This is a genomic window from Pantoea vagans (genome assembly GCF_004792415.1).
GTDB classification, from domain to species: Bacteria; Pseudomonadota; Gammaproteobacteria; order Enterobacterales; family Enterobacteriaceae; genus Pantoea; species Pantoea vagans.
Window position 1 is genome coordinate 3378945 of record NZ_CP038853.1, and the last position, 17976, is coordinate 3396920.

Genomic DNA, 17976 nt, shown 5'->3' on the forward strand with positions numbered 1-17976 from the left:
GCCAGGGGACACAGTGATTATTTAAAGCCTTTCTCTTTGCGAATCAGATCGTACGCCGCCTGAATTTCCTGCGCTTTCTGTTTCGCCATCTCCATCATCTCAGGCGGTAATCCTTTCGCCACCAGCTTGTCGGGATGATGCTCGCTCATCAGTTTGCGATAGGCGCGTTTAATGGTGGTGGCGTCATCACTGCTTTTCACGCCCAGTACGCTGCAGGCATCTTCCAGCGTCGGGCCGCGTTGCGCCTGCTGGAAACCGCCAGAACTGCGCTGACCACCGCCAAACTGCTGGCCACCTTCCATCATGCGCAGGAACTGGTCGAACTGGACCCGTGAAATGCCCAGCTCTTCAGCAATCACATAGAGCACCTGACGCTCATTGGGATGCAGTGAGCCGTCGGCAAAGGCGGCCTGAATCTGGATCTCCAGGAACATCCGAATCAGATCGAACCGGCCAAAACAGGCGCTGCGCAGTTCACGCAATTTGCTGCGTAACGGGTAATCCGCCTGCTTGCCTTCGCGGAACGCGCGCTGGGCTGCACTGCGGGAGTCACCGTGCAGCTGCATCCGTTCCATTAACAGCGAAGCAATCTGAATATCCGCTTCCGTGACGCGCCCTTTTGACTTGGTCAGATGGCCCATCACCTGAAAGGTCGTGCTGAAAAACAGCGTCTGTCGGGTCTGATTATTTGAGAAGTAAGCCTTGCCTTGTGCGCCGCGTACTTTGTCAATCATATGGCCAATGATCAAACCGATCACAATACCCCAAAAGCCTGCGCCGGAAAGTAATCCCACCGCCAGACCCATAACTTTTCCCCAGTAGCGCATAAACTCCTCAATTCGCCATGCTTGCGGCTGAAAATTGCATTATCATACCTGTCATTTATCTCAGCGCCTAACGGCAACGCTGACAGACCAGGATTAACACTGGCGCAACGCCGGGCAGTAAGTTAGTCTCTGACCCGATTGTCGGCATGATGCCAGTTTTCATGGAATTCTCGATACCGCGTATGAAAAAACATATACCTACCCTGCTGGCCACACTGATCGGCGCAGCCATTAGCCAGCAAGCCTTTGCCGACGATTTGATGTCGCAGTGTATGTTAGGCGTGCCGAGTTACAACCGCCCGCTGGTGAACGGTGATACGAACCAGCTGCCTGTCACCATTCACTCCGATGCCGCGAAAGGGAACTATCCCAATGATGCGGTCTTTACCGGCAACGTAAACATTGAGCAGGGCAACAGCCGTATGCAGGCGGATGAAGTTCAGCTTCATCAGCGTCAGCAGGAAGGCCAGACCGCGCCCGTGCGTACCGTCGATGCCCTGGGTAATGTGCACTACGATGACAACCAGGTCATCCTGAAAGGTCCGAAAGCCTGGTCAAACCTCAATAGCAAAGATACCAACGTCTGGAATGGCCAGTACCAGATGGTGGATCGTCAGGGACGTGGGACCGCCGATCAGATGAAGCTGCGCGGCGATAACCGCTATACCATTCTGGAAAACGGTACCTTTACCTCCTGTCTGCCTGGCTCCAACAGCTGGAGCGTAGTGGGTTCAGAAGTGATCCAGGATCGCGAAGAGGAAGTGGCGGAGATCTGGAATGCCCGCTTTAAGCTCGGTCCGGTTCCGGTGTTCTACAGCCCCTATCTGCAGTTACCGATTGGCGATCGCCGCCGGTCCGGTTTCCTGATCCCGAACGCAAAATATGGCAGTAATAACGGCTTTGAGTTCGTTCTGCCCTACTATTGGAACATCGCGCCACAGGCCGATGCGACCATCACGCCGCACTACATCAGTAAGCGCGGCATGAAGTTTGAAAATGAATTCCGTTATCTGACCACGCTGGGTGCCGGTCTGATGGAGTTCGACTACCTCGGTTCCGATAAACAGTACGATAACGACAAATCAGAGCGTGGCATCGCCGAAAGCGCTAACTCCGATCGCTGGCTGTTCTACTGGCGTCATGCGGGTGTTTATGACCAACACTGGCGTTTCAACGCGGACTACACCAAGGTCAGCGACAAATATTACTTCAACGATCTCGACTCGAAGTACTACAGCTCGACTGACAACTACGCCACGCAAAAATTCAGCATTGGCTATTCAGATACCAACTGGGACGCCACGCTCTCTACCAAAGACTTTCAGGTATTCGGCAATACCACCAGCAATAACATTTACCGCGCCATGCCGCAGCTGGACGTTAATCTCTATCAGAACGATATCGGCCCGTTTGATGGCCGCGTTTATGCCCAGGCGGTGAAGTTCACCAACGTCAACAGCCGCTATCCCGAGGCGACCCGCTTGCATGTTGAGCCAACGCTGAACCTGCCACTGTCCAATGGCTGGGCCAGCCTGGATACCGAAGCGAAGTTCCTGGCGACCCACTATCAGCAGACTGACGTTGATTACTATAACAACGCTGCTAATGGTCTTCGGGGTGATAAGAGCGGCGAACTGGATGAGTCGGTCAACCGCACCCTGCCACAGTTTAAAGTGGATGGCCGGCTGGTGTTTGACCGCGATATGAATTCGGCTGCGGGCTATACCCAGACGCTGGAACCGCGCGTGCAGTACCTCTATATCCCGTATCGCAATCAGAGCAACATCTATCCCTACGACTCAACATTGCTGCAAACCGACTACACCGGTCTGTTCCGCGATCGTACTTATAGCGGGCTGGATCGCATCGCGTCGGCCAATGAAGTGGCTACCGGTGTCACCTCGCGTATTTATGATACCGATCTGGTTGAACGTTTTAACGTTTCTGTGGGTCAAATCTACTCGTTTACCCCTTCTCGTACTGGTGTGAATCAAACCAGTAAAGAAGATGATACCGGCAGCCTGATTTGGGCTGGTGATACATACTGGAAAATCAGCGATCGCTGGGGCGTCAGAGGTGGGCTGCAATATGACACCAAACTCGACAACGTCTCCCAGGGCAATACCGTACTCGAATACCGTCGTGATGCCGACCGCATGGTACAGCTGAGCTACCGTTACAGCAGCCCGGAATATGTAGCGACCGCGCTGAACGATAGCAGCCTGGTGACAAACCCTATCTACAAAAACGGGATTTCACAGGTGGGCACTACGGCCAGCTGGCCGATTGCGGATGCATGGTCTGTGGTAGGTGCTTACTACTACGATACCCGCAACACGCGTCCGGCGTCGCAGCTGGTTGGGCTGCAGTACAGCTCATGCTGTTACGCGATCCGGGTCGGTTACGAACGCAAAATTAACGGTTGGGAAAACAACGACAGTAAATATGACAACCAAATCTCATTCAACATTGAGCTGCGTGGTCTGAGTCCTAACTATGGCTTAGGCACCAACGATATGCTGCGTCAGGGCATTATCCCTTACCAGCCCGCTTTCTGATGTTGTGATGTTTGACAGGCAATCCCGCAGTGCGGAACCAACAATGGATAAAGTATGAAGAACTGGAGAATGCTGATTCTTGGTGTGGCAATCAGTGCCAACACCGCGTTCGCAGCACCACAAGTCGTTGATAAAGTTGCAGCCGTGGTCAATAACGGCGTGGTTCTTGAGAGTGACGTGGACGGCATGATGGGCACGGTTAAATCTCAGGCCCAGCAGGCAGGTCAGCAGTTGCCGGATGATAAAACGTTGCGCCATCAGATTCTGGAACGTCAGATCATGGACAACATCATTCTGCAGATGGGTGAAAAAGCAGGGATCCAGATCAGCGACGAGCAACTGGACCAGGCGATTCAGAACATCGCTGCGCAGAACCGCATGAGCCTTGATCAGCTGCGCAGCCGTCTGGCTTATGACGGCATGAACTACAGCGTTTATCGCTCTCAGATCCGTAAAGAAATGACCATTGCTGAAGTGCGCAACAACGAAGTACGTCGTCGCGTCACCATTCTGCCGCAGGAAGTCGATACGCTGGCTAACCAAATCGGCTCTCAGAACAGTCAGGGCACCGAACTGAACGTCAGCCATATTCTGCTGCCGCTGCCGGAAAACCCGACGCAGCAGCAGGTTGATGAGCAGGAAACGCTGGCGAAACAGCTGGTTGGCGAACTGAAAAATGGCGCGGACTTCGGCAAGATGGCCGTAACCTACTCTGCCGACTCTCAGGCGCTGAAAGGCGGCAACATGGGCTGGGGTAAAATCGAAGAGTTACCAACCCTGTTTGCGCAGGCGCTGGCGACCGCGAAAAAAGGCGATATCGTCGGACCCGTTCGCTCAGGTGTTGGCTTCCACATCCTGAAAGTAAACGACCTGCGTGGCGAGAGCAAAAATGTCTCTGTCACCGAAGTCCATTCACGTCATATTCTGCTGAAGCCGTCGCCGATTCTGACAGACGAACAGGCACGCGCGCAGCTGGAACAGATCGCTGCTGATATCCGCAGTGGCAAAACCACTTTCGCCGCGGCGGCTAAACAGTACTCTGATGACCCGGGTTCGGCGAACCAGGGTGGCGATCTTGGCTGGACCTCACCGGAATCCTTCGACCCGGCGTTCCGCGACGCGCTGTTGCGTCTGCAGAAAGGCCAGACCAGCCAGCCGGTTCACTCCTCTTTCGGCTGGCATCTGATTCAGTTGCTGGACAGCCGTCAGGTGGACAAAACTGATGCCGCCCAGAAAGAGCGTGCTTACCGTATGCTGTTTAACCGTAAGTTCGCAGAAGAAGCGCAGACCTGGATGCAGGAACAACGCGCCAGCGCCTACGTGAAAATCCTGGATGGCAATGCGCAGTAATCTTCGTGTGGTGATCACGCCCGGCGAACCCGCCGGGATTGGTCCCGATCTCACCGTTCAGCTGGCTCAGCAGTCGTGGCCGGTTGAACTGGTGGTGTGCGCCTCGCCAGCACTGTTGCAGCAGCGTGCGGCCCAACTTGGTCTGCCGCTGACGCTACGGACCTACCAGCCTGACGCGGCGGCAGAGCCGCAGCAGGCGGGTACGCTGACTGTCCTGCCCATTGAAACGGCAGAGACGGTTACACCCGGTGAACTCTGCGTCGCCAACAGCGACTATGTACTGGCAACGCTGGCACGCGCCTGTGACGGTTGTCTCGACGGTGAATTTTCCGCCCTGATAACCGGTCCGGTGCACAAAGGTGTGATCAATGATGCCGGCATCGCCTTTACCGGCCATACCGAATTTTTCGCCGATCGCGCAGGTGGCCATCGCGTAGTTATGATGCTGGCGACAGAAGAGTTGCGCGTTGCACTGGCGACTACGCATCTGCCGCTGAAAGATGTCCCCGCTGCGGTCACCCGCGACTGTCTGCATGAAGTGATCACGATTCTGCATCGCGATCTGCAGCAGAAATTTGCGATTGCCGAACCGCATATTTACGTCTGTGGTCTTAACCCGCATGCGGGTGAAAGTGGCCACATGGGTCGGGAAGAGATCGACATCATCACGCCAGCACTCAACGAACTGCGTCAGCAGGGCATTAATCTGACCGGCCCGCTGCCTGCGGATACCCTTTTCCAGCCTAAATATCTGCAGTATGCCGATGCGGTGCTGGCGATGTATCACGACCAGGGCCTGCCAGTACTCAAATTTCAGGGGTTTGGCCGGGCGGTGAATATCACCCTGGGTCTGCCCTTTATCCGGACTTCCGTTGACCACGGCACCGCGCTGGAACTCGCCGGTCTGGGTCAGGCTGAACCGGGCAGCTTCATCACGGCGCTTAACCTCGCCATCACTATGATCAAGAGCAGTAATGAATAATCGCGTCCATCAGGGGCACTACGCCCGTAAACGTTTCGGGCAGAACTTCCTGAACGATCAGTACATTATCGACAGCATTGTCTCCGCCATCCATCCACAGCGCGACGAAGCGCTGGTGGAAATCGGCCCGGGCCTGGGTGCCTTAACCGAGCCGGTTGGCGAACGCCTCGATAAATTAACGGTAATAGAACTGGACCGCGACCTCGCTGCGCGTCTGGAAACCCATCCGTTCCTTGGCCCGAAACTGACTATCTTCCAGCAGGATGCCATGACCTTCGACTTCGCCGCGCTGGCGCAGGAGAGAGGCCAGCCGCTGCGGGTATTTGGTAACCTGCCGTACAATATTTCGACCCCGCTGATGTTCCACCTTTTCAGCTATACTGGTTCGATCAAAGATATGCACTTCATGCTGCAGAAAGAGGTGGTTAACCGTCTGGTCGCCGGTCCGGGCAGTAAAGCATATGGCCGTCTGACGGTAATGGCGCAATATTACTGCCAGGTCATCCCGGTGCTGGAAGTGCCTCCGCACTCCTTTACGCCGCCACCGAAAGTGGACTCGGCCGTAGTGCGGCTGGTGCCGTTTGCTGAGCCGCCTCATCCGGTCAGCGACGTGCGCATCCTGAGCCGTATTACCACGGAAGCATTCGGCCAGCGCCGCAAAACGCTGCGCAACAGCCTGAGCCACATGGTGGCTGCCGGGGCACTGGAAGAGTTATCCATAGATCCAACCCTGCGTGCCGAGAACGTCTCCGTCGCGCAATATTGTCAGCTGGCAAACTGGCTGGCGAATCATCAGGGAAAATCGCAGGAGTAAGTCATGAGTGAAACGGCCCGCGTCTCCGTCCATGTGCAAAGCCAGTACGTTGCCTCACAATCCTCACCGGATGATGATCGTTACGTCTTCGCCTATACCATTACGATACGCAATCTGGGCCGTTCCTCCGTGCAACTGCTGGGACGTTACTGGCTGATTACCAACGGTAATGGCCGCGAAACGGAAGTTCAGGGTGAAGGCGTGGTCGGTGAACAGCCGTTTATTGCGCCTGGCAATGAATTTCAGTACACCAGCGGTGCCGTGATCGAAACGCCGATGGGCACCATGCAGGGGCATTATGTGATGGTCGACGAACAGGGTGATACTTTCCACGTCGAGATCCCGGTGTTCCGCCTCGCTATTCAGACCCACATTCATTGATTTACACGCTTTTTGCCCGTTAAGTCGGGCACCTTCCTGATGGATAAAACGTTATGAGCACATACCTGATTGGCGATGTTCACGGTTGCTACGATGAATTACGTGCGTTGCTGCAACAGGTCGATTTCAATCCTGAACAGGATACGCTGTGGCTGACCGGCGACCTGGTGGCACGCGGTCCGGGCTCCCTTGACGTCCTGCGCTACGTGAAATCGCTGGGTGACGCGGTACGTCTGGTGCTGGGCAATCACGATTTGCATCTGCTGGCGGTCTACGCCGGTATCAGCCGTAACAAGCCTAAAGATCGCCTGACGCCCCTGCTCGAAGCGGACGATGCAGATGAGCTGATCAACTGGCTGCGCCGTCAGCCGCTGTTACAGGTGGATGAAGAGAAAAAGCTGGTGATGGGCCACGCCGGTATCACGCCGCAGTGGGATATTGAGACTGCGAAAAAGTGCGCGCGTGAAGTTGAAGCGGTGCTCGCCAGCGACAGTTATCCGCTGTTCCTGGATGCCATGTATGGCGATATGCCGAACAACTGGAGTGAGGATTTGACCGGCCTGGCGCGTCTGCGCTTCAGCACCAACGCCCTGACCCGCATGCGTTACTGCTTCCCCAACGGCCAGCTGGACATGATCTGCAAAGATGCCCCTGAATCCGCCCTTCCGCCGCTGAAACCCTGGTTTAACATCGAGGGACCGGTCGCACGTGACTACACCATCGTGTTTGGTCACTGGGCGTCGCTGGAAGGCAAAGGAACACCAGAAGGCATTATTGGTCTGGATACCGGCTGCTGCTGGGGCGGAACGCTGACCCTGCTGCACTGGGAAGATCAGCGTTATGTGGTACAGCACTCCAATCGCGAAAAAGCGCTGGCCTCCAGCGACAGTCTGGCACCACCCACGTTGTAACTTTGATGCTGGCCCGTCAGGCCAGCCTCCTGTTTTATGCGCCGATGATGCCGCCATCTTCACGGGTGATCATGATCACCGATGAGCGTGGGCGTGGACTGTTATTGGGAAAGTGCGAGTCACCCTCTTCACCGGGATGCTGCACGTTCACGAACAATGTTTTGTAGTCGGGCGTGAAGGTAATACCGGTCAGCTCGCACGATTTGGGGCCGACCATAAAGCGGCGGATTTCTCCGCTGTCAGGATCCCCCACCAGCATCTGATTATTCCCCTGCCCCTGATAATCCTCTTTGTTACTGTACTTGCCGTCAGTCAGGATCCATAAGCGCCCGTGCGCATCAAAGCCCAGGCCATCCGGACTATTGAAGGTGTTTTCAGCAGTGATGTTGGGTGTGCCGCGATAGATCCCCTCGGGATGCGCTATCGGGTTACCGCACAACGCATAGATATCCCACTCAAAGGTCTGTGCCGTAGCATCGCCCTTTTCATCCCAGCGGATAATCTGACCGTAGATATTTTTGGGCCGCGGATTCGCCGCATTGACCGGCATGCCCTCATTGCCGCGCTTGTTATTGTTGGTCAGGGTGCAGTAGGCACGGCCATCGTGCGGGTTAACGGCAATCCACTCGGGCCGGTCCATCCGCGTGGCGTTCACCACATCGGCCGCAGCACGTGCATTGATCAGGACATCAGCCTGACTGTTAAAGCCCTTCTCAGCGGTGAGTCCATTTTCGCCCCACTTCAGCGCCAGCCAGCGCCCGGTGCCTTTCAGCGGTGTGCCCTGCGCATCGCCGTTGAACTGCGCCACATAGAGCGTGCCCTTATCCAGCAATCCCTGACTGGCTTTGGCATCATCCGGGATGACCTTGTCGTCGGAGACATATTTATAGATATATTCGCCGCGCTCATCGTCGCCCATGTAAACCACCAGTTGCCCGGTTTTCGCAACCGTCACCGCCGCGTTCTCGTGCTTAAAGCGGCCCAGCGCGGTACGTTTGACCGGCACGGAATGAGGATCGGAGGGATCGATCTCGACAATCCAGCCGTGGCGATTAAATTCGTTGGGATTCTTCGCGATATCGAAGCGGGGATCAAAGTCAGACCAGTTGCGCTCCGGCTCGGCGGCATTCAGGGTGTAACGCTTCTGCTGTGGAGTCGGGGTAAAGTCTGCCTGATGAGTGCCAAAGTAGGTGTCGTAGTTCTCTTCACAGGTGAGATAGGTGCCCCACGGCGTTTTACCGTTGGCACAGTTACCAAAGGTGCCAAGGACATGCATTCCCTGGGGGTCAGCCGCGGTCTTCAGCGCGTTATCACCGGCGGCCGGTCCGGAAAACCGCATAGGCGTATTGGCAGTAATGCGGCGGTTGTAGTCAGAAGGACGTACCACCTGCCAGCGATTGTCTTCACCCCGTTTAACTTCAACGATGGAGACGCCGTGTGCCGCCTGTGACTTCCTCACATCTTCCAGGCTGGTCGCTTTGCTACCGCCGTGGGCAAACAGCGTCGGCTCATTCACATACTCATTGTTAATCGCCATCACGCCACGGTGGTCATTAATCGTGAAGAAGCTCATCCCGTCGTTGTTATCACCGAACTGCTTTTCCTGATCTTCCGCGCTGTTATTGCCCAGCGGGTCAAACGCGGCCGCGCCATTCACCAGCGGATCACCCCAGGAGATCAGCACGTCAGCACGATAGCCGGGAGCGACCACAACCTCATCGGCCGTGGATGCAGCAATCGCCTGAAAGCCCAGTAGTGGGCTGCCGGCAGGCTTCGTCTGCGCCAGTGCGCTGGATGAGAGCGCCAGGCCGCCGCTGAGAAAGCCGGTCAGCCCTATCGCACCGGAACCGGCAAGAAATTTACGGCGATGTGGATCACGAAGGCGGTCAGTGCTTAATGCGGAGAGTTCGGTTTTCATTATTGATTGCTTCCTTTATGACGTTCCCAGAAAAGAAGCAATGCTAATAAACAGAGATGACAGCCAGGTTACAGCCGGACTGGAAGAGGATTAACGGCGACGGTCGAGGATCTCAAAGCAGTAGCTGTGGGAGTTCTGCTCATCAGCGTCGTGGAATTCGCTGAACGTGGACTGCCACTCATCCGGCTCGTAATCCGGGAACTGCGTATCGCCTTCCACTTCCGCATCAATGTGCGTCAGATAGAGACGATCGGCACGCTTCAGCATCTGCTCGTAGACACGTCCACCACCAATCACCATGATCTCTTCTGCATCACCGGCTGCCTGTAACGCCTCATCCAGCGACGTAACCCAGGTGACGCCTTCCGTGGTGCCTGGCTTACTGCTGACAACGATGTTCAGCCGGCCAGGTAACGGGCGCCCGATGGATTCAAAGGTCAGTCGGCCCATAATGACCGGTTTCTTCAGCGTATTGCGTTTGAACCACGCCAGATCTGCAGGCAGGTCCCACGGCATGGCGTTCTCCATCCCAATAATGCGATCTGCTGCTAATGCCGCGATAAGACTAATCATGTTAACCACTCACTGAAAAAAATTGGCGCCATGATACGTAAAGGTGAAACTTTCGTCGATAGGGGGAAAGGTCTAATTGCGTAAACCTTTTCAGGACGCCGTTTTTCACGGTCTGTGCAGCGTTTTTCACCGCGTAATCGCGTCAGTTTGCTGCAGCACGCCAGCGATTTGCCTCATGCTTGCACAAAAAGCGTGTGCAAAAGGAAACGGCTCCCGGAGGAGCCGTAAAGCCTGGTCTGGCTAGCGGTAAGATCTGTGCAGCACAGGGAACACAGTCAGATCGGAAAGACGCAAAAGCTGTCATCCATGACCGCTCGGCCCGCGCCGTCCATGGCGCGGGACGCTTTCCTCCTCTGCCTGTGTTCCCTGCCCGTTAAGATCGTTTATCGCTGCAAGCCTGATTAAGGCTCGTCAGGATGATCAGAAGTCGTAGCGCAGACGCACCAGATTCATATCACCCAGGTTATCGGTGCTGGAGGTGAAGACATGTTCGTAATCAACGCGGAAACCATAGTCGAGGAACAGCGTCACACCCAGACCGTTGTCGATGCGCAGGTAATCACGGCCTGTCGCATACTCGATGCGGTCACCCATGACATAAGGCTGGACGGCTTTCAGACCATACTGCGCCACCGGGATCTTGTAACCGGCGAAATATTCAATGCCCCACGCATCGCCCGCAAAGTAGTTATGGACATCTTTGCGTTTGGTGGTCATGAAGTTTTCATACCAGCCACCACCGGCTGACAGCGTCCAGTTGCCTGGTGTCCAGCTCAGTGCGGTGCCGTAAATGTTCTGGTCGTAATCGTGACTGTCGCCGTTGTTCGGGTTACGCATCGCCGCGCGGGTGTAGTTCCATGCCGTGCCCCAGCTCAGATCGTCAGTGATGTGGTAATCCACGCCGAGCGAGCCGCCGCCTTTGCGCTTATAGCGCAGGCCGTTGCCTGGCAGATACTCGTTGTCTTCGAACAGATAAGAAGCGTAGACATCCGCGTCGCCGAAGCTGTTTTTATACTTCAGCTGTTTACGTGAGCGGTAAGATCCGTCGTAGTCGCCATTGATACCGTTGCCCGGTGCCTGGCCAACCATATCGTAATCCCAGATATCTGTCTTAGCGCCCACGGTGTCGTAATAGACGCTGTTCTGCTGACCAAAGGTAAGCTGACCCCAGGTTTTGCTTTTCAGACCGGTGTAGAGCTGGCGACGCGTGGTGTTATTGGCACCATCGGCATAGTGACGATCCCAGCTGAACACTGCCGGGATGTTAACGCCCAGCTCGTAGTAGCTGATCCAGCTAACGTCATCAAACAGGTAGTAATCCGCGCCGAAACGAAAACGGGTGCCGCCATCGAAACCGTCACGCTTGTAGGATTTGTCACCCACGCCGGTCTGATGATTGACCTGAGCACGGATGCTGCCGCCAACATTAAGGGTAAGACGGCTAAGCGGATCGCCTGCCTGCGGATCCTGTTTTAACAGGGTAATTTCCGCCTGACTGGCGAAAGGAAGAGTAACCATCAGTGCAGCCACTGCACTCAGAGAAAAAGTACGCATTTTCATTTTTTATTTATGTCCTGATACGCTTCAGTGATAAGCGGCAGGCATAGTACTGGCGAAAAATCCGCACAGGAAGTGTTTATCTTATAAATTTGTGCGAACCGGCCTCATTCGCACCTAAAGCTAAAAAATTAAGCCAAATCAGTCACTTTAACGCAAATGCTTTGCTTTACCTGAACCTGGAATTCGGATTATCGCCAGATAAGTGGCAAAAAAAACGGCTCCCGCAGGAGCCGCTTTTCACACTACATTATCTTACATCGCCTTTATCTGGGCATGCATTTCCTGAACGGAGATAACCTGTTCCGTCGGGTCAGCATTCAGCGCCATCGCAGTGGCGAAGCCGCCGTTCAGCGTGGTGTCGTAGTGCACTTTATACTGCAGTGCGCTGCGGCGAATCAGCTTCGAATCTTCAATCGCCTGACGACCCGCCGTGGTATTGACGATATAGCTATACTCGCCATTCTTCAGGCGGTCCTGAATGTGTGGACGTCCTTCATGCACCTTGTTGACCAGGCGCGGATTGATGCCCGCTTCGCCCAGCACCACCGCCGTGCCATGAGTCGCATCCAGTTCGAAACCAAACTTCTGCAGCTTCGCGGCCAGGTCGACGATACGTTTCTTGTCGCCTTCACGCACCGACAGCAGCGCACGGCCCGACTTCTTCATGTTGCTTTGTGCGCCCAGCATCGCTTTGGAGAATGCCTCAGCGAACGTGCGGCCCACGCCCATGACTTCACCGGTAGAACGCATTTCTGGTCCCAGAATCGGGTCAACGCCCTGGAACTTGTTGAACGGCAATACCACTTCTTTGACGGAGTAGTAAGGCGGAATCACTTCTTCCGTGACGCCCTGCTCTGCCAGTGTTTTACCTGCCATCACGCGCGCGGCCACTTTCGCCAGCGGAACGCCGGTCGCTTTAGAGACGAACGGAACGGTACGCGCCGCTCGTGGGTTAACTTCGATCAGATAGACTTCGTTGTCTTTCACCGCGAACTGAACGTTCATCAGGCCACGAACGTTCAGCTCAAACGCCAGCTTCTCAACCTGCTGGCGCATCACGTTCTGAATCTCCTGATTCAGCGTGTAGGCCGGCAGTGAACAGGCGGAGTCACCGGAGTGAACGCCAGCCTGCTCAATGTGTTCCATGATACCGCCAATCAGCACCCGCTCACCGTCGCAAATCGCATCCACATCCACTTCGACCGCATCATCCAGGAAGCGATCCAGCAGTACCGGCGCATCGTTGGAAACCGAAACCGCCGTCTGGAAGTAGCGTCTCAGGTCGATCTCGTCGTAGACGATCTCCATGGCACGGCCGCCCAGTACATAAGAAGGACGCACCACCAGCGGATAACCCAGGCCAGCGGCTTTCTCGACCGCCTGCTCCAGCGTCGCTACCGTGGCGTTAGCCGGTTGCTTCAGTTTCAGGCGATCAACCGCCTGCTGGAAACGTTCACGGTCTTCCGCACGGTCAATGGAATCCGGGCTGGTGCCGATAACCGGCACGCCTGCGGCTTCCAGCGCACGCGCCAGTTTCAGCGGGGTCTGACCGCCATACTGCACGATGACGCCTTTAGGCTGCTCGATGCGCACAATCTCCAGCACGTCTTCCAGCGTGACCGGCTCAAAGTAGAGGCGGTCGGAGGTGTCATAATCGGTCGAAACCGTTTCCGGGTTACAGTTGACCATAATGGTCTGGTAACCATCTTCACGAAGCGCCAGAGCGGCGTGAACGCAACAGTAGTCGAATTCGATACCCTGACCGATACGGTTTGGTCCACCACCCAGAATCATGATTTTTTCGCGATCCGGACTCGGGTTGGCTTCACACTCCTCCTCATAGGTGGAGTACATGTAGGCGGTGTCGGTGGCGAACTCGGCGGCACAGGTATCGACACGCTTATAAACCGGGTGCAGGTTAAACTGCTGACGCAGCTTGCGGATTTCGCTCTCTGCCACACCCGCCAGCGTCGCCAGCCGCGCATCAGCAAAGCCTTTGCGCTTCAGGGTACGCAGGAACGTGGCATCCAGGCTATTCACTCCTTCGCTTGCCACCTGATCTTCCAGCCGCACCAGCTCTTCAATCTGCACCAGGAACCAGCGGTCAATGTTGGTCAGATTGAACACGCCATCAACCGACATGCCAGCGCGGAAAGCGTCTGCGATGTACCAGATGCGGTCTGAACCGGCATCTTTCAGCTCGCGGCGGATGCGGGTTAACGCTTCCGGATCGTCCAGGTGGACTTTCGGGTCGAAGCCATTAGCGCCCACTTCCAGACCGCGCAGCGCTTTCTGCATCGATTCCTGGAATGTGCGGCCAATCGCCATCACTTCACCCACCGACTTCATCTGCGTGGTCAGGCGATCGTTGGCACCGGCAAATTTTTCAAAGTTGAAACGCGGAATCTTGGTGACGACGTAATCGATTGACGGCTCGAACGAGGCCGGTGTTAAACCGCCGGTGATATCGTTCATCAGCTCGTCGAGGGTGTAGCCCACCGCCAGTTTGGCCGCCACTTTCGCAATCGGGAAGCCAGTCGCTTTAGAGGCCAGCGCCGAAGAGCGCGACACGCGTGGGTTCATCTCGATGACAATCAGGCGACCATCTTTCGGGTTAACCGAGAACTGCACGTTGGAGCCGCCGGTTTCAACACCGATTTCACGCAGTACCGCCAGCGAGGCGTTACGCATGATCTGATACTCTTTGTCGGTCAGCGTCTGGGCAGGTGCGACCGTGATGGAGTCACCGGTGTGAATGCCCATGGCGTCGAAGTTTTCAATGGAGCAGACGATGATGCAGTTATCGTTCTTATCGCGCACCACTTCCATTTCATACTCTTTCCAGCCAATCAGCGACTCATCAATCAGCAGCTCATTGGTCGGAGAGAGGTCGAGACCGCGTTCGCAAATCTCTTCAAACTCTTCGCGGTTATAGGCGATGCCGCCACCGGTACCGCCCATGGTAAAGGAGGGGCGGATGATGCAAGGGAAGCCAACATCTTCTGCCACGGCCAGCGCTTCTTCCATGGTATGCGCAATGCCGGAGCGCGCGGTATCCAGACCGATACTTTTCATCGCCACGTCGAAGCGACGACGATCTTCCGCTTTGTCGATGGCATCAGCGGTCGCGCCAATCATGGTGACGCCAAACTCTTCCAGCACGCCATGGCGTTCCAGCTCCAGCGCACAGTTCAGCGCTGTCTGGCCACCCATCGTTGGCAGTACCGCATCCGGGCGCTCTTTTTCGATGATTTTGCGCACCACTTCCCAGTGAATCGGCTCAATGTAGGTTGCATCGGCCATTTCCGGGTCGGTCATAATCGTTGCCGGGTTAGAGTTCACCAGAATAACGCGGTAGCCCTCTTCACGCAGCGCTTTACACGCCTGCGCACCGGAATAGTCAAATTCGCAGGCCTGGCCGATCACAATCGGACCGGCACCAAGAATCAGGATGGATTTTAGGTCTGTACGTTTTGGCATGAATTAGCTCCTGATTACTTCGCTTGCAGACGGAATGCGTCAATCAATTCAATAAAGTGGTCAAACAGCGGCGCAGCATCACCGGGACCCGGACTGGCTTCCGGGTGTCCCTGGAAGCTGAATGCGGGCTTGTCAGTGCGGTGAATGCCCTGGACGGTTTTATCGAACAGCGAAATGTGGGTCACACGCAGATTCGCGGGCAGATTGTTCTCATCGACTGCAAAACCGTGGTTCTGGGCGGTGATCATGACGCGATTGTTTTCGAGATCTTTCACCGGATGGTTGCCGCCGTGGTGGCCGAGCTTCATCTTCACGGTCTTAGCCCCGCTGGCCAGCGCCAGCAACTGATGACCCAGGCAGATACCGAACACCGGGATCTCGGTTTTCAGGAAGGCCTGCATCGCGCTGATGGCGTAGTCGCACGGCTCCGGGTCGCCGGGACCGTTGGAGAGGAAAATGCCATCCGGGTTCAGCTTCAGGACCTCTTCGGCAGGTGTCTGTGCCGGAACTACGGTCAGACGGCAGCCGCGATCGACCAGCATGCGCAGGATGTTGCGCTTAGCGCCGTAGTCGTAAGCCACCACATGGTAAGGCAGCGACTCCGCAGCAGCCTGCTCTGGCAGACCCGCGTCCAGTGTCCAGCTGCCCTGCTGCCAGCTGTAAGTCTCCGTGGTGCAGACCTCTTTCGCCAGATCCATTCCTTTCAGTCCCGGGAACGCCTGGGCTTTTTGCAGCGCCAGCGCAGCATCCGGATTGTCGCCAGCAATAATGCAGCCGTTCTGCGCCCCTTTCTCACGCAGCAGGCGCGTCAGCTTGCGGGTATCGATATCGGCAATCGCCACGATGTTGTTGCGCTGCAGGTAAGCCGATAAGCCCTCTTCGCTACGGAAGTTGCTGGCAATCAGCGGCAAGTCACGAATAACCAGGCCCTGCGCGTGAATCTGGCTGGATTCTTCATCGGCGGCATTGGCACCGACATTACCGATATGGGGATAAGTGAGAGTAACGATTTGGCGGGAATAGGAAGGATCAGTGAGGATTTCTTGATAACCGGTCATTGAAGTGTTGAAAACGACTTCTCCCACTGCCGATCCTGTTGCCCCGATGGCCCGACCGTGGAATTGGGTTCCGTCTTCCAGAACCAGGATTGCTGACTTGATCAAAACATCCTCCAGGGAATAAACAGTCAATATATCTGCATATTAATTCAAAATAGCCGCCTGAATCAATGCAAAAACCGCCTGAATTGTCGATTTTTGGCAAATTGCGCGCATTCTAATGATCGCCCTGGTCATTGTCTACCCTGAAGCGATATTTTTTAATGATTATCTGCCTTATGAGGAAAAAACCAAGTATAAGCGGCAAAAAGAGGAGAAAACCCGGCGGAATAATCGTTTGCCAGGCGGCGTAAAAACGAAATCGGCGCAGCAGGGCCTTTATTTTTGACCAAATGGTCAAAAATGGTGTTTCACAGGGCTGCTAAACCTGAAAAACAGATAAAAATAAGCATCAGATGGATATTTTAAATCAGAATGGTATTTTTCAGATAAAATTAAGGGCAATGAAAAAATTGCCCCTTTTCAATCAATCAATTACCGATTGAAATAACCACATCACGATGGCTCACAACACTTACAACATCGACAAATCCAGCACATCCCGCATATCAAACAGGCCAGATTTTTTATCTTTCAGCCACAAAGCTGACTTAACTGCACCATTTGCAAAGGTCATACGACTCGAAGCCTTGTGGGTTATCTCTACCCGCTCACCGATATCTGCAAACATCGCTGTATGCTCACCGACGATGTCACCTGCGCGCACCGTCGCAAAACCGATGGTCTGCGGCTGGCGTTCCCCCGTGTGGCCTTCACGCGTATAGACTGCATGCTCATCCAGTTTCCACTGCATCGCGTCAGCTATCGCCTCACCCATCGCCAGTGCGGTGCCAGACGGCGCATCCACTTTGTGACGGTGGTGTGCTTCAACGATCTCAATATCCGCGTACTCACCCATCACTTTAGCGGCCTTCTCCAGCAGCTTCAGCACCAGGTTAACCCCCACACTGAAGTTCGCAGCGAACACGATGGCGATATCTTCTGCCGCCGCGCGAATGGCCGCTTTGCCTGCCTCATCAAAACCGGTGGTGCCAATGACCATCGCTTTACCCTGCTCACGGCAGATCGCCATATACTCCAGCGTGCCCTCCGGGCGGGTGAAGTCGATTAGCACATCAAAGTCGTTTATCACCGCGCGTAAATCGTCAGCGATAAGAATGCCGTTCTTGCCGATGCCCGCTAATTCACCAGCGTCGCTGCCGGTCAGCGATGAACCCGGGCGTGCCAGTGCGGCACCCAGTTCTGTGCCCTCTGCCTGCTGCGTCGCCTGAATCAGATTACGGCCCATTCGGCCTGGCGCGCCTACAATAGCAATGCGGATAGTGTTCATATTTATTCATTCCTAAAACAAAACTATGCATCCAAAGCGTCATCAGGTTAACGATGAGTTAACAGTCACGCCACTATTAATCCGTGATAATAAGAATTTTATGCCAGCCGCCTGTGATTATCAGTAAAAGCAATCACGACGGCAAACAACGGCCTTTTCAGTCTGGCCAGAAAA

The 17976-nt window shown here is 55.2% G+C and carries 14 protein-coding genes; 7 read left to right on the plus strand and 7 right to left on the minus strand.

The genetic code is table 11. From position 1 onward, the window contains the following. Positions 1-17: 17 nt before the first annotated feature. Positions 18-827, minus strand: coding sequence for a co-chaperone DjlA (gene djlA, locus EGO56_RS15990; protein WP_013356743.1), 810 nt, complete (start codon positions 825-827; stop codon positions 18-20). A 182-nt stretch (positions 828-1009) separates the two neighbouring features. On the opposite strand from djlA, the gene lptD reads away from it, so the two are divergent. The 6 genes from lptD to apaH are packed head-to-tail and all read left to right on the plus strand — an operon-like array spanning position 1010 to position 7823. Further along, entirely contained in the window at positions 1010-3385 is a 2376-nt protein-coding gene (gene lptD / locus EGO56_RS15995; protein ID WP_135910127.1) for an LPS assembly protein LptD, read from the plus strand. Positions 3386-3439: 54 nt separating this feature from the next. Then, a complete protein-coding gene (gene surA, locus EGO56_RS16000; RefSeq protein WP_033731525.1) occupies positions 3440-4735 on the plus strand; it encodes a peptidylprolyl isomerase SurA in 1296 nt (431 codons plus the stop codon). Then, positions 4725-5717 (plus strand): 4-hydroxythreonine-4-phosphate dehydrogenase PdxA, encoded by a 993-nt coding sequence (gene pdxA, locus EGO56_RS16005; protein WP_135910129.1) that lies wholly within the window; start codon positions 4725-4727, stop codon positions 5715-5717. Before surA ends, pdxA begins: the two co-directional genes overlap by 11 nt. Next, positions 5710-6531 carry a 16S rRNA (adenine(1518)-N(6)/adenine(1519)-N(6))-dimethyltransferase RsmA gene (gene rsmA, locus EGO56_RS16010; protein ID WP_033781836.1) on the plus strand — a complete coding sequence of 274 codons (822 nt, stop codon included), beginning with the start codon at positions 5710-5712 and terminating at the stop codon, positions 6529-6531. The genes pdxA and rsmA overlap by 8 nt, the downstream gene beginning before the upstream one ends. A gap of 3 nt (positions 6532-6534) precedes the next feature. Next, the gene (gene apaG / locus EGO56_RS16015) at positions 6535-6912 is read left to right on the plus strand and encodes a Co2+/Mg2+ efflux protein ApaG (protein WP_013356738.1); all 378 of its coding nucleotides are present in this window, start codon (positions 6535-6537) and stop codon (positions 6910-6912) included. Between the two features lie 53 nt (positions 6913-6965). Beyond that, the gene (apaH, locus tag EGO56_RS16020) at positions 6966-7823 is read left to right on the plus strand and encodes a bis(5'-nucleosyl)-tetraphosphatase (symmetrical) ApaH (RefSeq protein ID WP_033781834.1); all 858 of its coding nucleotides are present in this window, start codon (positions 6966-6968) and stop codon (positions 7821-7823) included. Positions 7824-7857: 34 nt separating this feature from the next. Here apaH and EGO56_RS16025 read toward each other — a convergent pair whose 3' ends face one another. The 5 genes from EGO56_RS16025 to carA all read right to left on the minus strand — a co-directional run bounded on the left by EGO56_RS16025 (position 7858) and on the right by carA (position 16517). Further along, a complete protein-coding gene (locus tag EGO56_RS16025) occupies positions 7858-9741 on the minus strand; it encodes a PhoX family protein (RefSeq protein ID WP_135910131.1) in 1884 nt (627 codons plus the stop codon). A 90-nt stretch (positions 9742-9831) separates the two neighbouring features. Beyond that, on the minus strand, positions 9832-10314 hold the full coding sequence (gene folA / locus EGO56_RS16030; protein WP_013356735.1) for a type 3 dihydrofolate reductase: 483 nt from the start codon (positions 10312-10314) through the stop codon (positions 9832-9834). 420 nt (positions 10315-10734) lie between these two features. Further along, on the minus strand, positions 10735-11874 hold the full coding sequence (locus EGO56_RS16035) for a porin (protein WP_135910133.1): 1140 nt from the start codon (positions 11872-11874) through the stop codon (positions 10735-10737). A gap of 252 nt (positions 11875-12126) precedes the next feature. Further along, complete coding sequence (carB, locus tag EGO56_RS16040) at positions 12127-15354, minus strand: carbamoyl-phosphate synthase large subunit (protein WP_013356733.1); 3228 nt, start codon at positions 15352-15354, stop codon at positions 12127-12129. A gap of 14 nt (positions 15355-15368) precedes the next feature. After that, positions 15369-16517 (minus strand): glutamine-hydrolyzing carbamoyl-phosphate synthase small subunit, encoded by a 1149-nt coding sequence (carA, locus tag EGO56_RS16045; RefSeq protein WP_135910135.1) that lies wholly within the window; start codon positions 16515-16517, stop codon positions 15369-15371. Positions 16518-16632: 115 nt separating this feature from the next. On the opposite strand from carA, the gene EGO56_RS22350 reads away from it, so the two are divergent. After that, complete coding sequence (locus EGO56_RS22350; RefSeq protein WP_167493440.1) at positions 16633-16800, plus strand: hypothetical protein; 168 nt, start codon at positions 16633-16635, stop codon at positions 16798-16800. A gap of 186 nt (positions 16801-16986) precedes the next feature. Here the strand turns inward: EGO56_RS22350 and dapB are convergent, their stop codons facing one another. Beyond that, positions 16987-17802, minus strand: a complete 816-nt coding sequence (gene dapB / locus EGO56_RS16050) for a 4-hydroxy-tetrahydrodipicolinate reductase (RefSeq protein WP_135910137.1) — start codon at positions 17800-17802, stop codon at positions 16987-16989. Between the last annotated feature and the right edge of the window lie 174 nt (positions 17803-17976).

Bases quoted from the DNA above. Each gene is read 5' to 3' on its own strand.
- surA (WP_033731525.1), top strand. From the start codon at position 3,440: ATGAAGAACTGGAGAATGCTGATTCTTGGTGTGGCAATCAGTGCCAAC.
- apaG (WP_013356738.1), top strand. From the start codon at position 6,535: ATGAGTGAAACGGCCCGCGTCTCCGTCCATGTGCAAAGCCAGTACGTT.
- EGO56_RS16025 (WP_135910131.1), bottom strand. From the start codon at position 9,741: ATGAAAACCGAACTCTCCGCATTAAGCACTGACCGCCTTCGTGATCCA.
- lptD (WP_135910127.1), top strand. From the start codon at position 1,010: ATGAAAAAACATATACCTACCCTGCTGGCCACACTGATCGGCGCAGCC.
- folA (WP_013356735.1), bottom strand. From the start codon at position 10,314: ATGATTAGTCTTATCGCGGCATTAGCAGCAGATCGCATTATTGGGATG.
- EGO56_RS22350 (WP_167493440.1), top strand. From the start codon at position 16,633: ATGATCGCCCTGGTCATTGTCTACCCTGAAGCGATATTTTTTAATGAT.
- EGO56_RS16035 (WP_135910133.1), bottom strand. From the start codon at position 11,874: ATGAAAATGCGTACTTTTTCTCTGAGTGCAGTGGCTGCACTGATGGTT.
- rsmA (WP_033781836.1), top strand. From the start codon at position 5,710: ATGAATAATCGCGTCCATCAGGGGCACTACGCCCGTAAACGTTTCGGG.
- apaH (WP_033781834.1), top strand. From the start codon at position 6,966: ATGAGCACATACCTGATTGGCGATGTTCACGGTTGCTACGATGAATTA.
- djlA (WP_013356743.1), bottom strand. From the start codon at position 827: ATGCGCTACTGGGGAAAAGTTATGGGTCTGGCGGTGGGATTACTTTCC.
- dapB (WP_135910137.1), bottom strand. From the start codon at position 17,802: ATGAACACTATCCGCATTGCTATTGTAGGCGCGCCAGGCCGAATGGGC.
- pdxA (WP_135910129.1), top strand. From the start codon at position 4,725: ATGCGCAGTAATCTTCGTGTGGTGATCACGCCCGGCGAACCCGCCGGG.
- carB (WP_013356733.1), bottom strand. From the start codon at position 15,354: ATGCCAAAACGTACAGACCTAAAATCCATCCTGATTCTTGGTGCCGGT.